The organism is Saccharopolyspora antimicrobica, from assembly GCF_003635025.1.
Classification (GTDB): domain Bacteria; phylum Actinomycetota; class Actinomycetes; order Mycobacteriales; family Pseudonocardiaceae; genus Saccharopolyspora; species Saccharopolyspora antimicrobica.
This window is the reverse complement of record NZ_RBXX01000002.1, coordinates 49,841-63,255: the sequence shown is the minus strand read 5'-3', so window position 1 is coordinate 63,255 and position 13,415 is coordinate 49,841. Positions and strand designations below refer to the sequence as shown.

Here is a 13,415-nt window from a genome sequence, read left to right as displayed (position 1 = left end):
CCGTTTTGTAACCTTTCCGCCACGGCACGGGGCGCTGCGCCCAACCATCGGACAGACTGTGCCGACCGAAACGAGCGGTGATCTTTGGCGGGCGCGTCGACCTCGGCGTGCGCGGGAACGTCGATGCTCCGCACCACCCCTGCGGAAAGGTTCTACGTGGAAGCGCTCAACGACGCGATCGTCGCGCTGAACGACACGTTCTGGCTCTACCTGATCATCCCAGTGCTGGCCGTGCTCAGCCTTTACTTCACGTTCCGCTCCGGCGCGGTGCAGATCCGGATGATCCCGGAGATGGTCCGCGCGATGGTCGGCAAGGCCGAGACCGCGGAGGACGGCAAGAAGGCGATCTCGTCGTTCCAGGCGTTCGCGATCTCCGCGGCCGCCCGGATCGGCACCGGCAACATCGCTGGCGTGGCCACCGCGATCGCGTTGGGCGGGCCCGGTGCGGTGTTCTGGATGTGGATCATGGGCCTGGTCGTCGGTGCGGCCAGCTTCGTGGAGTCCACCCTGGCCCAGCTGTACAAGGTCCGCGACAAGTCCGGCTTCCGCGGCGGCCCGGCCTACTACATGCTGCACGGCCTGCGCGCCAAGTGGATGGGCGTGCTCTTCGCGGTGGTCATCACGGTCACCTTCGGCTTCGTGTTCAACGCGGTGCAGAGCAACACCATCGTCGGCGCGATCATGACCTCGGTGGAGGCCACCGGCGCGACCGGGATGAGCTGGCTGGAGCCGGTGCTGGGCCTGGCCCTGGTGGCGGTGACCGCCGCGGTCATCTTCGGCGGGGTGCGCCGCATCGCGCACGTCGCGCAGCTGCTGGTGCCGTTCATGGCCGGCCTGTACATGATCCTCGGCCTGGTCATCGTGGTGCTCAACATCGACGCGCTGCCGAGCGTGTTCGGCCAGATCTTCGCCAACGCCTTCGGCTTCGAGGAGATGGCGGCCGGTGGTGTGGGCGCGGCGATCGTGCAGGGCGTGCGGCGCGGCATGTTCTCCAACGAGGCCGGTCTCGGTTCGGCCCCGAACGCCGGTGCCACCGCCTCGGTGAGCCACCCGGTCAAGCAGGGCTTGGTGCAGACCCTCGGCGTCTACGTCGACACCCTGCTGGTGTGCTCGACCACGGCGTTCATCGTGCTGCTGTCCAACCCGACCTACGGCGAGAACCGCGGCCCGACGATGACCCAGGAAGCCCTGCAGTTCAACCTGGGCAACTGGTCGCTGCACCTGCTGACGCTGATCATCCTGCTGGTCGCGTTCACCTCGGTGCTGGGCAACTACTTCTACGGCGAGTCCAACGTCGGCTTCCTGACCCAGAACCGCGCGGTTCTGACCGGCTACCGCTGGGTCGTGCTGGTGGTGACGTTCCTGGGCGCGATCGGTTCCTCGGACCTGGTCTGGAACTTGGCCGACACCACGATGGGCCTGATGGCGCTGGTGAACCTGGCGGCGATCGCGCCGCTGAGCGCGATCGCGTTCAAGCTCCTCAAGGACTACAACGAGCAGCGCAAGCAGGGCCTGGACCCGGTCTTCACCCGGGACCGCCTGCCGGAGCTGACCGGCGTGGAGTGCTGGGAGCCCAAGGCCACCGAGCCGGAGAGGACCTCGGCCAGCTGATCTCGCACCGAGCCGCGGGCGGGTGCTCCTCGGGAGCGCCCGCCCGCGGTTTCGTTTCCGCACCGGGTGAATCGCGGTACCGGAACCCGGATCAGGCCGGATTCGGCGAGCTGCCCTCGCGCACACTCCGAGGGAGCGAGTTCCTCCGATGAAGGTGGTATCGACGAGTCCTGGTTGTCCCGCCGCGCGAGTCTCATCCTGGGAGCGTGGAACGGAACGAACTCGCAGACTTCCTCCGGCGCCGACGTGCGCTGCTCCAGCCGGAGAACGTCGGTGTTCCGGCCGGGGGGCGACGTCGGACACCGGGGCTTCGGCGCTTCGAAGTCGCCCAGCTCGCCGGTATGTCACCGGACTACTACGCCAGGCTCGAGCAGGGACGCGGACCGCAACCGTCGCTCACGATGCTCACCGCGTTGGCCCGCGCGCTGCGGTTGACGATCGACGAACGCGACCACCTCTTCCGCCTCGCCGGTCACCACGCTCCGCCTCGCATCGGTGGTGACGAGCACGTCAGCCGCGGCCTCCTCCGGCTGCTGGACGGGTTGCCGGGCCTGCCCGCCCTGATCGCCTCCGACCTGAACATCGTGCTCGCCCAGAACCCGATGGCGGATGCGCTGTTGGGGGAGCAGGCCCATTTCCACGGCCTCGCGCGCAGCTGCACCTACCGGTGGTTCACCGACCCGGAGATGCGCGGGCGTTATCCCGCCGAGGACCACGAGCACGAGAGCCGTGCACAGGTGGACGACCTGCGTGCGACCCTCGCCGTCCGTCCGGCTGATCCCATGGCGGGCAAGCTGGTCGGGGCGTTGCGCGCGGAGAGCGCGGAGTTCGCCGAGCTCTGGGGCCGGCACGACGTCGTGGTCCGTCGCAGCGACCGCAAGCGCATCCTGCACCCCGCGGTCGGACTCATCGAGCTGGATTTCGACATCCTCGCGACGGCCCGGCAGGACCAACGCCTGATCGTCTACTCACCCGCGCCGGGCAGCGCCGCGGTCTCGCAGCTGGAGCTGCTGGCCGTGCTCGGCCAGGAACGTTTCACCCCGTCCCGGACCGACCCGCGCAGCGAAGCGCGGACGGACCGGCACCTCCCGGACTAGCCCGGCACCATCGGCACACCCGACAGCCCCGCGCGGGCCACCGGGTGCCGCGTCCTGCCCGGATGCTTTCCCATCCCGCACGACCGAAAGGAAGACATGTCTCCCCAGCCCGACCACGCTGCCGGCACCCGCCTGGGCGACGTGCACGTCCTCGCTCACTTCGACCGGGCCGCGGGCCAGGCCGCCGAGAGCATCGCCCTGGAACCCGGCGGCGGCGCGGTCATCGGCATGATCCCCGCCCGCCAGGTGGTGCGGGTCGCGCCGGACGGGGCCGTCCAGGTCCTCGTCACCATGCCGTTGCCCCCGGGCGGCGGTGGCACCACCCCGGTCGTCGGGATCCCCGTGGTCACCGGGGTCGCCCGGTCGGACAGCGGCGCCGTGTACTTCCTCTACTCCGCCGGGCAGGGCGGGCTGACCGGGATCTGGCAGATCCGTCGCTCCGGTGAGCCCCGGCTGGTCGTGCCACTGCCTGCCGACACCATGCCGAACGCACTGGTCATCGACGGCGAGCGGGATCGCTTCCTGGTCACCGACTCCACCGGCGGGCGCATCTGGCAGGCCCCGCTGCGCGGTGGCGAGGCCACCGTGTGGTCGGCGGACCCGGCCCTGGCGCCCGGTGGCTTCTTCGGCGCCAACGGCCTGAAGGTCCACGACGGCGCCGTGTGGGCGAGCAACTCCGACCACGGCACCATCGTCCGCTTCCCAGTGACCGAGGGCGGCGGCGCCGGCCGGGGCACCGAGATCCTCGCCGCGATCAACCAGACCAGCAAGCTCGTGCGGGTGGGCGCGGACGGCGCCCAAGAGACCCTGCTGGACGCCGAGGACGGCATGCAGGGGACCACGGCCGTCGTCGTTCGAGGAGATCGGGCCTATGTGACCAACGGCGCCAACCTGGTCGGGAACGACTCGCACCTGCTGATCGCGGAGCTGCAGCGGCGCTGACACGGCCCGCGGGACGGGCCACGCCCGCGCCGCGAGTGGACCACCGGCGGGAGTGCGGCGGTGGGATCGGCTGGGGCCGCTGGCGCGACGGGGGCGCCGACGTGGTCGTTCACGAGTCGCCGCACGGAGTTCTCGCCGGGCGATCGAGGAGTTGCCGCTCCCGGACGGACGCGGTTCGTGGACCACGTTCGACGCGAACGCCGGACGTCTCCAGCTCTGGCGGCGGGGTGAGTGAAGGATCGCGGCCGTGCCCGGTTCGTTATCGGCGGTCACTAGGTTCGGTGGCATGGCGCAGAACGAGTTCTCGGTGTCCAGCAGCACGGTCGTGAACGCTCCGGCCGAGGCGGTGTTCGCGGTGCTGGCCGATCCGCGGAAGCATTCGGTCATCGATGGTTCCGGCACCGTGCAGGGGGAGATCAGCGGACCGGAGCGGTTGGTGCTCGGGTCGAAGTTCGGCATGCGGATGCGCCGGGGCATCGGCTACCGGATCACCAACACCGTGGTGGAGTACGAGGAGAACCGGCTGATCGCCTGGCGGCACATGCTGCCCGCCCGCTGGCGCTACGAGCTGGAGCCGGAGGGCGATTCCGCGACCAGGGTCACCGAGACCTTCGACTACGCGGCGATGCTGCCGAAGCTGGTCGCCCGGACCGGACTGCCCGGGCAGAACCTCCGCTCGATCGAAGCCACCCTGCAACGCCTGAAGTCCCACGTCGAGGAGAACCGGGGCTGATCCCGGGAAGTCCAGCGGACTACGGCGGGCACTGGCCGATCTGCTCCCTGGGATCCCCGCAGTACATCAGGACCTGGGCGTTGCTCTTGCGCGCCGGGTCGCCCGGTGCGGTTCCGACCACGCGCATCACCGAGATGGCCTTGCGGTTCGGGACCTGCTGGAGCTGCCCGGTCGGGGAGCGGTAGTCGAGGCGACCGCTGATCGCGCCGATACCGCCCGGGTTCTGGCTGAGCTGGACGATGCCGTACCAGACGGCCTGACCGTTCAGCTGCGTTCCGCTCGGCTCCTGTCCTTCGAGGGTCTTCTTCACCGCTTGCCGGACCAGGCCCACCGCGTCGTAGGCGAGCATTCCGCGCCCCACCACGCCCTCGGCGCCGCCCTGCACCCGGTGACCGGTGAAGTCGACGTAGTCCAGCGCGAATCCGGCAGGCAGGTCGTTGTCGAACAGGTACTTCGTCGTGTCGTCACCGGCCATGATGCGCGGCATGCTGCCGGGGGCGGTGCACGTTTCCTGCACCGTGGTGCGGAAGTCGCCGAACTTGTCCGCCCGCCCGGCGAAGAACACCAGCGAATCGGGCGAGCAGTGCAGGTTCTCGGCGGAGACGGTGTCCGACCGCTTCGCCTCGATCCCCGGCTGGTTCTCGATGACCTGGGCCAGGTTCTCGCTGTAGACGTCCTTGTCCGGCGAGTAGACGGTGACCTGGCCGACTCCCTGGTTGCGGATGTGCTGGGCGACGATCTCGGCCTGCCAGCTGTTCGTCGGCCCCACCTGGTAGTAGAGCCTGCTCAGCTTGGGGAGCTCATCGGCGGAAGGCACCGTCGCGACCATGCTCAGCCCGTTGCCGCCGAGCGTTCCGATCGCCCTCTTGGTCCCCTCCCAGCTGCCGCCGAGCCCGACGACCGACACGACCGGCGGGTTCTCGGCCAGCGCTCGTTCGTCGCCGGGGTTCTGCGGCACCGATTTCGCGGCGTACTCCACGATGTGCTCGGCGACCTCGTCGGCGTGTCCCATCCGGGCGCCGCCGTTGGCGATCACGATCCGGATCGCGGCCTGGTTGTTGCGCCGGGAGTACTCCTGCGCCTTCGCCAGCCCCTCCAGCTCCGCCGCGACACCGTCCAGCGTCGTGGAGTCGGCGTCCACCCCGGTGAGGGTGCTGAAGTAGATGATCGTGATGTGCGGCAGGCCGGTCTTCTTCGCCGCCTCCTCGTTCTGCGCGTTGATCGCTTCCTGGGCCTCGTCGAGCCGATCGCGCAGGTTCCCGTCCCGGACACCGCTGGAGAAGCGGTAGTCGGCGTCGGCGATCCCGACGCACTCGTCGTCGGCCATCCACAGGTCGGTGTTGGTCCACGGCCAGACGCTGCGCCCGCAGTGGTGCTGGTACTGCTGGTAGTACGCGGCTCCACCGCCGAGGAGCAGCAGCACGCCCAGCGCGATCGGGACGTGGCGCAGCAGTTTCGAGCGCTTCAGCGGCAGGCTCGTCTGCCCCAGCGAAACACCGGGATCGTCGTCGGTGATGGGTGGCTCGTCCGCCACCCGGAGGGTTACGTACCAGGCGGTGTTGGAGCGCTTGCGGCGTGCTTCCTGCAGCGTTTCGTGCCAGGTCTCCAGCGTGACCGGGGCGCTCGGCGTGTCGCTGTCGTCCAGCGGTTCCGAGCCGCTGCCGATCACCAGCAGCGGGTCCGGCACGCCGGTTTCGTTGCGGACGTCGTTGATCAGCCGCACCAGCATCTTGCCGACGCTGTCGTCGCGGAGGTTGCGCAGCAGCAGCACCGGGTAGCAGTCCTTGGGCACCCACTTCCAGCGCAGCCGCCTGCTGTAGGAATCGGCGAGGTCGGCGAGGAAGGCGTGCACCAGCAGTTTGCGGACCTGTTCGGCGTTCTCCCAGCGCGACGGCGTGGTGATCAGGCGCTGGGCGAAGCTGGGGAAGTCGGCCGATTCACCAGGGGAGAGGTAGCGCTGCCGCATGAACCAGCGGGCGACGCGCCCCTTGCGCACCCACCATCCGTAGTAGACGGGGAAGAAGACCAGTGACAGCAGGTACAGGTACCAGGGCAGGTTCTGCGCGGCCAGCTCCCAGCCCTGGGACTCCAGCTGCTCCTCCTGCTGGGTGCGCGGCGGCCGCCTGCTGCTGAGGTATTCGCGCAGCAGGTGCCGGGTGTCCGAGTGCGGTGCGCGGGAGAGGTTCGTCGGCTGCATGTTCTTCTTGAGCAGCCAGCTCAGCAACGCGTAGCGGCGGAAGCGCAGCTTGCCGATCCGCGGCCACGAATCGGCATCGCGCAGCCCGAGCGCCGCGCGGTCCAGCAGCTTGCGGATCTGGACGGACTTGCCGCGCTGGGTCTCGGCCGGGGTGCCGCCGACGTCGAGCACGACGTGCGGCACCACCGAGCCGAGGTGCCCGGAGAGCTGGTCGACCAGCCTTCCCGGGTCGTTCTCGCGCAGCAGGTGGACCACCGGCTGGTCCGGGATCTTCTCCAGCCGGCTCCGCCGGACCCATCGCCGCCCCAGGCGATTGGGCAGTTGCGCGACCGGAATCCCTTGGCCGGTGGTCGCTTCCGTCAATGAACACCCCCAGTGGTCACGTGATCACCAGCGACCGTACAGCCGTGGTGTGACGGGGCGCACCGGTTTCGCGGGATCGGCCCTCAGCGGGGCCTGCCGGGTACGCCGGGGCGGGTCTGCCAGGGGTGGGGGCCGCCGAGCGGGCGGTACTCGACGCCGCAGGCGTCCAGGCGGGGCAGGTGGTGGTCGACCAGCCTGCGCTGGAAGTCGGCGAGGTCGGTCTCCTGGCTCCAGGCCACCTCGGCGAAGGCCGACAGGCGGGGGAACGCCGCGTAGTCCACCCGGCGCGGGGTGTCCAGGTGCTCGGTCCACACCTGGGCCTGGACGCCGAGGACGTCCGGTCGCGGCTGGTAGCCGTAGACCTTCTCCAGCGTGGTCAGGAAGCCCACCGGGATCGGTTCGTCGGGGTGGTCGGACTGGCGGTGGTCGAAGTAGAAGTGGCTCTCCGGGCACAGCACGACGTCGTGGCCGCGTTCGGCGGCGCGCACCGCTGCTTCCTCGTCCCGCCACGCCGCGATGATGGTGCCCGCGGGCAGCGGGTCCACCGTCTCCAGCAGTTCGTCCCAGCCCGAGGCGCGGCGGCCGCGCGCGTGCACGTGCTCGATGAGCTCGCGCAGGAACACGCCGTGCTCCGGGGTGATGCCGGGGACCTCGTCGCCACCGATGCAGATCACCGGCGACGGGAACACCTCCATCAGGTGATCCAGCACGGCGCGGTAGAAGTCCGTGGTCGCCGGGTCGGTGTTGAGCAGGTCGGTGCTGATGCCCCAGGACTGCCAGACCTCGGGGCGCACGCCGTTGCCCAGTTCCGGGTAGGCGGCGATGGCGGCCGTGCTGTGGCCGGGCACGTCGACCTCCGGCACCACGGTGATGTGGTGGCGGGCCGCGTGGGCGACGATCTCGCGCAGGTCGTCGGAGGTGTAGAAGCCGCCGTGCGGGCGGGAGTCGAACTCCGGTTCCGGGCCGCGCCCGACCATCGACCGGTGCCGCCAGCCGCCGACCCGGGTGAGCTCCGGGTAGCGCGGCACCTCGAACCGCCAGCCCTGGTCGTCGGTGAGGTGCAGGTGCAGCACGTTGAGCTTGTGCACCGCCAGCAGCTCGATGAAGCGCAGCACCTCCCGCTTGGGCAGGAAGTGGCGGGCGACGTCGAGGTGGCAGCCGCGCCAGGAGAAGCGCGGCCGGTCCTCGACCTCCCCGCACGGCAGCACGAACCGCCGGTAGTGGATCAGCGCCGACCGGTACGCCGACGGGTCCAGCAGCTGCCGCAGCGTCTGCGCCGCGTGGTGCGCGCCCGCGGTGTCGTGCGCGACGACCTCGACGCCGTCCGGCCGGACCTGCACGCGATAGCCGCCCGGCACCGATTCGCTCGCGTCGACGCGGAATTCGATCGTCGGCCGCTCGTCGTCGGCCAGCTGCAGCCCGGTCGCCGCCCCGACGTGGCGGCGGAACCAGTCGGCGGTGGTGGGTTCCCCGCCGACCGTGGTGTTGTGGTCCAGCTCCAGCACTCCGGCCGCGGGCCGGACCAGCACCGGGCGCGGCAGCAGCGAGTCCCAAGTCATGCGCGTTCCGCCTCTCCCTGTCCCGCCTCTCCGCGATTGACAGTGGTGGTTGCGTGTGGGGTTGTTCTTGCGTTTTCGGGGTTTCTCGTGGCTGGTTTGCGTCACGTTCCCCTGAGGTGCGGTTGTGCAGGGCTCATCCCTTCACCGCCCCGGCCAGCCCGGAGACCAGCTTGCGCTGCACCAGCACGAAGAAGATGAGCACCGGTATCGTCATCAGCGTCGAACCCGCCATGATGGCACCCCAATCGTTGCCCTCGGGTTTGAAGAACACCAGGATCGCCATCGGCAGCGTCTGGTTCTCCGTCGCCGAGATGATGAACGTCTTGGCGAACAGGAAGTCGTTCCAGGCGTGGATGAACGACAGCACGCTGGTGGCCACCAGGCCCGGCGCCACCAGCGGGAAGAGCACCTGCCAGACGAACCGGGCGCGGCTGGCGCCGTCGAGCTTGGCGGCCTCCTCCAGCTCGTCGGGAACCGCGGCCACGAACCCGCGCAGCATCCAGATCGCCAGCGGCAGGCTGAACGCCAGGTGCACCAGCACCAGCGAGCCCAGGTGGTTGAGGCCGAACGCCGGGGCCACGCCGCCGACCTCGCGCATCAGGAAGAACAGCGGGATGGTCAGCGCCTCCACCGGGACCATCTGCGCCACCAGGATCATCAGCAGCAGGACGGTGCGGCCCCGGAACCGGAAGCGGGTCAGCGCCACCGCCGCCAGGAACGACATCAGCAGCGACAGCAGCACCACCGCGGCCGCCACCAGCAGGCTGTTCGCGAAGTAGCCGCCGAGACCGTCCACTGTGAACACGCGGCGGAACCCGTCCAGGGTCGGCGCCCACGTCCACGGCCGCGGGTCCGAGGACAGCAGCTCGCCCTCCGGCTTGAACGCCGAGAGCACCATCCAGTACAGCGGGAACGCCACCACGGCGGCGATCAGCACCGCCACGCCGTCGGCGATCCGGCGCGGCAAGCGCTTGCGCGATCCACTCATACGACCGCCCCGTCCTTCCGCTGCGCCCGCAGGTAGGCCAGCGTGATCAGCATGAGCAGCACGGTCATCACCACGCCGATCGCCGAGCCCATCCCGTAGTTCGAGCCGGCGAAGGCCTCCTGGTAGGCGTAGACGTTGAGCACCATGTTCTGCCCGGCGACCCCGCCGCCGTTGGTCATCACGTAGATCTGGGTGAAGATCTTGAAGTCCCAGATGATCGACTGGATGGTGGCGATCACCAGCACCGGCTTGAGCATCGGCAGCAGCACGCTGCGCGCGGTCCGCCAGGCCGACGCGCCGTCCAGCGACGCGGCCTCCACCACCTCGCCGGGAATGCCGCTGAGCCCGGCGTAGGTGGTGACCAGCACGAACGGGAACGAGCACCAGATCACCTCGGCGGCCACCAGGCCGAAGGCGATGAACTTGTCGTAGGTCCAGGAGAACCCGGCCGCGCCGTCGATGCCGATCCCGGTGAGCACCTCGTTGACCAGGCCGAAGTCCTGGTCGAACAGGAACAGCCAGACCGTCGAGCCGGCCATCGCCGGGGTGGCCCAGGCGCCGATCGCGGCCAGGAACAGCAGCAGCCGCGGCACCCGGCTGATCCTGGTGGCCAGCACCGCCAGCCCGATGCCGACCGCCAGGCTGCCCACCACGCACACCGCGGCGAACAGGCAGGTCTGCACCAGGATCGTCCAGAACTTCGGATCGCCCAGCAGCTCCAGGTAGTTGCCCGCGCCGAGGAATTCCAGCGCGGCGCCGCCGGAGGCCTGCGCCTGTCCGTACTCGTAGAGCGAGATCTGCACCAGCTGGTAGAGCGGGTAGCCCATCATCACGACGAGCAGCAGCCCGGCCGGCGCCAGGTAGAGCAGTGCGGCCATCAGCGTCCTTCGAAGACGTCGTTCATCTGCGCCGCCGCGGCATCGGTGGCCTGCTCGACGCTCTGGCCGTTGACCACCTGCTGCACCATCGTGGGCAGCACGCCCTGCGCGTCGATCTTCGACCAGCCCTCCGCGGTGGGCACGAACCGGGTGCCCGCCTGCAGGGACTGCACGAACGGGGCCACCGCGGGGTCGCCCGCCGCGAGTTCCTGCTGCACGTCGGAGAACGTCGGCAGGTTGCCCATCGCGATGTACATCTTGCGCTGGTACTCCTTGCCCGCCAGCAGCTGCACGAACTCCTTGGCCAGCGTGGCGCGCTTGGAGGACTTGAGCACGCCGAGCATGTTCCCGCCGGCGAAGGGCGGGGCGATCGATCCGGCCGTCGGGCCGGGCAGCGGGACCACGGCGTACTTGCCCGCGGCTGCACCGGCTTCTACCGCTGCGCGGTTGAAGTCGCCGCCGATGGTCATCGCCGCCTTCCCGGAGGCGAAGGCCTGCACGGCCTGGCTGCCGGTCATGTCCGCGCACTGCTCGCGCGGGCACGCGCCACCGCTGATCAGCGAGGCGTAGGTGGCCACGCCCTCGCGCGCGGCGGGCTCGTTCACAGTGGACACCCACTTGTCGCCCTCGCGGCGGGCCAGGTCGCCACCGGCCGCCCAGATGAACGGCATCAGCGCGTAGTGGTACTTGCCGCCGACGGAGATGCCGTAGAGGTCGGGACGGGCTTCGCGGATCCGCTGCGCGGTGTCCACCAGCTCGGCGGTGGTGCGCGGCGGCTGCAGCCCGAGCTCGGCGAAGACGTCGGTGCGGTAGTACAGCGCCCGGATGCCGGTGTACCAGGGCACGCCGTAGACCTTGTCGTCGACCTTCGCGGTGTCCAGCACCGATTCGTTGAGGTCGGCGCCCTCCGGCCACTCGCCGATCTGCTCGGTCAGGTCGAGCAGGCCGCCGGCTGCGACGTAGCCCGCCACGTCGGTGTTGCCGTACTCGGCGACGTCCGGCGCGCTGGCCGGGTCGTTGAACGCGCCGGTGAACCGCTGCGAGCGGGTGTCCACGGGGATGTACTGCACGTCGACCTCGACGCCCTGGTGCTCCGCCTCGAAGCGGGCCACTGCTTCGTCCACAGTGGTCTGCTTGGGTTCGCGGCTCGCCTCGTCGAACAGCCAGACCCGCAGGGTTCCGGTGCGTTCGTCCTCGGCGGGTGCGTTCTGCTGCACCTGCGGTGGTCCGCAGGCGGCGAGCAACGCGCCGATGGCGGTGATGGTGATGGCTTTCCAGGCGCGCATGAGCAGTCTCCGTTGCACTGTCTGCAATTCCCGTTTTGCGCTGAGCAATCGGATGCTATGGATCACAACCCTGGTTGGCAAGGTCTGAACCAATGTTCGGTTCGGCCTCCGCGCGGTGCCGCCGACGGGGGATCACCGCCGAACTCCTGGTCGTTCCTGGTGAACGGCGGCAAAAGTGGTGAATTCACAGATATTTCCGGCCCGTTGATCTTTGCGAGGATGAACGTCCGCCGCCGATCCGCGATTCGTCCGAACCCAGGGAGCGCGCATGATCGCCGGGGTGCTCACCACCCTCCTCGCAGCAACGCTCGTGCAACCACTGCCACCCGGCCCGGAGCCGGTCGCGACGTGGACGGCGCCGCTGCACACCGAGGGCCGCTACATCGTCGACGCCGACGGGGCCCGCTTCAAGCTGAAATCCGGGAACTGGCACGGCGCCAGCGGCACCTACGACGGCAGCGGCGACGTCGACGACCCGGCCAACCACCACGCGGGCGAGAACAGCAGCGGCATCCCGCTGGGCCTGGACCGCGCGCCGGTGGAGGAGATCCTCGACAGCTTCGCCGAACTCGGCCTCAACAGCATCCGGCTGCCCTTCGCCAACGACATGATCCGCGACGAGGCGGTGGTGCCGGACCGGGCGGTGGCCGCCAACCCGCAGCTGCGCGGCAAGACCCGGCTGCAGATCTACGACGCGGCGGTCGCCGCGCTCACCGAACGCGGTTTCGCGGTCATCCTGAACAACCACACCAACACCACCCGCTGGTGCTGCGGGATCGACGGCAACGAGCGCTGGAACAGCAGCCAGAGCGACCAGCAGTGGGAGGAGGACTGGCTGTTCATGGCCGGCCGCTACCGGGACAACCCGCGCGTGGTCGGCGCCGACCTCTACAACGAGGTCCGCCGCGACGTCTTCGACGACCCGAACTGGGGGCTCGGCGACGAGCACGACTGGTTCGCCGCCTCGCAGCGCGCCGGCAACCGGATCCTCACCGAGGCCAACCCGAACCTGCTCATCATCATCGAGGGCATCAACTGGGTCGGCATCCCGGTCGACGGCTTCCCGCACGGCCGGCCGACGCTGGAACCGGTGCGGACCCTGTCGCACACCCTGGCCGAGCCCGGAAAGCTCGTGTACTCCGCGCACTTCTACGGCTACACGGGCCCGAACCACTCCGGCGCGACGGGAGTGGGGGAGACCAGCGACCCGCGCTACCAGGACCTGAGCCCCGACGAGCTGCGGGAAGTGCTGCAGCGGCAGGCGTTCTTCGTCACCGAGGACGGCAAGCCCTACACCGCGCCGCTGTGGATCAGCGAGTTCGGCGTCGGCGGCCGCGAGGAGCAGGACCCGAAGGCGCGGGCCTGGTTCGAGAACTTCGTGGACTTCCTGGTCGACAACGACACCGACTTCGCCTACTGGCCGCTGGTCGGCTGGCACGAGAACCGCACCGGCAACGGCTGGGCCCTGACCCACTGGGACAGCGCGGGCAACCGGATGTTCCTCGACGACGGCGACGACTGGCGCGCCGCGGCCTGGCACCGCCTCATCGGCGGATCAGCCCGCGACCTCCAGGTCGGCGGGTAGCAGCTGCTCGGTGAGCAGCCGGCGCACCCGCGCCTCGCGATCCGGCGCGGCAAGCCACCGTTCGAGCTCGGCCTGACCACCGTCCTCGACGGGATCGAGGCGCAGCTCCGGGGCTCGGGCGATTCCTCCTGATCGGCGGCGAGTGATCAGGGCGAAGGGCGCCTTCTGGCGAGTTG

The 13,415-nt window shown here is 69.8% G+C and carries 10 protein-coding genes; 5 read left to right on the top strand and 5 right to left on the bottom strand.

The annotated features are described in order from the left end of the window. Positions 1-123: 123 nt before the first annotated feature. The 4 genes from ATL45_RS00885 (at position 124) to ATL45_RS00870 (ending at position 4,383) form a co-directional block, all read left to right on the top strand. Entirely contained in the window at positions 124-1,611 is a 1,488-nt protein-coding gene (locus ATL45_RS00885; RefSeq protein ID WP_246025098.1) for an alanine/glycine:cation symporter family protein, read from the top strand. Positions 1,612-1,817: 206 nt separating this feature from the next. Next, positions 1,818-2,708, top strand: coding sequence for a helix-turn-helix transcriptional regulator (locus ATL45_RS00880; RefSeq protein WP_093159841.1), 891 nt, complete (start codon positions 1,818-1,820; stop codon positions 2,706-2,708). Between the two features lie 96 nt (positions 2,709-2,804). After that, positions 2,805-3,650, top strand: coding sequence for an SMP-30/gluconolactonase/LRE family protein (locus ATL45_RS00875; RefSeq protein ID WP_093159839.1), 846 nt, complete (start codon positions 2,805-2,807; stop codon positions 3,648-3,650). Positions 3,651-3,936: 286 nt separating this feature from the next. Then, positions 3,937-4,383 (top strand): SRPBCC family protein, encoded by a 447-nt coding sequence (locus ATL45_RS00870; RefSeq protein WP_093159836.1) that lies wholly within the window; start codon positions 3,937-3,939, stop codon positions 4,381-4,383. 19 nt (positions 4,384-4,402) lie between these two features. On the opposite strand, the gene ATL45_RS00865 is transcribed toward ATL45_RS00870, so the two are convergent. From ATL45_RS00865 to ATL45_RS00845, 5 genes are all read right to left on the bottom strand, one after another. After that, the gene (locus ATL45_RS00865; RefSeq protein WP_093159832.1) at positions 4,403-6,943 is read right to left on the bottom strand and encodes a type 1 periplasmic-binding domain-containing protein; all 2,541 of its coding nucleotides are present in this window, start codon (positions 6,941-6,943) and stop codon (positions 4,403-4,405) included. 83 nt (positions 6,944-7,026) lie between these two features. Continuing rightward, positions 7,027-8,502, bottom strand: a complete 1,476-nt coding sequence (locus tag ATL45_RS00860; protein ID WP_093159830.1) for a beta-N-acetylhexosaminidase — start codon at positions 8,500-8,502, stop codon at positions 7,027-7,029. Positions 8,503-8,635: 133 nt separating this feature from the next. After that, on the bottom strand, positions 8,636-9,490 hold the full coding sequence (locus ATL45_RS00855) for a carbohydrate ABC transporter permease (RefSeq protein ID WP_093159827.1): 855 nt from the start codon (positions 9,488-9,490) through the stop codon (positions 8,636-8,638). Then, on the bottom strand, positions 9,487-10,368 hold the full coding sequence (locus ATL45_RS00850; RefSeq protein WP_093159825.1) for a carbohydrate ABC transporter permease: 882 nt from the start codon (positions 10,366-10,368) through the stop codon (positions 9,487-9,489). The genes ATL45_RS00855 and ATL45_RS00850 overlap by 4 nt, the downstream gene beginning before the upstream one ends. Beyond that, positions 10,368-11,654 (bottom strand): extracellular solute-binding protein, encoded by a 1,287-nt coding sequence (locus ATL45_RS00845; RefSeq protein WP_093159822.1) that lies wholly within the window; start codon positions 11,652-11,654, stop codon positions 10,368-10,370. Before ATL45_RS00845 ends, ATL45_RS00850 begins: the two co-directional genes overlap by 1 nt. A gap of 268 nt (positions 11,655-11,922) precedes the next feature. Here ATL45_RS00845 and ATL45_RS00840 point away from each other — a divergent pair, with 268 nt between their 5' ends. Next, positions 11,923-13,239 carry a glycoside hydrolase family 5 protein gene (locus tag ATL45_RS00840; RefSeq protein WP_093159820.1) on the top strand — a complete coding sequence of 439 codons (1,317 nt, stop codon included), beginning with the start codon at positions 11,923-11,925 and terminating at the stop codon, positions 13,237-13,239. Positions 13,240-13,415: the final 176 nt, after the last annotated feature.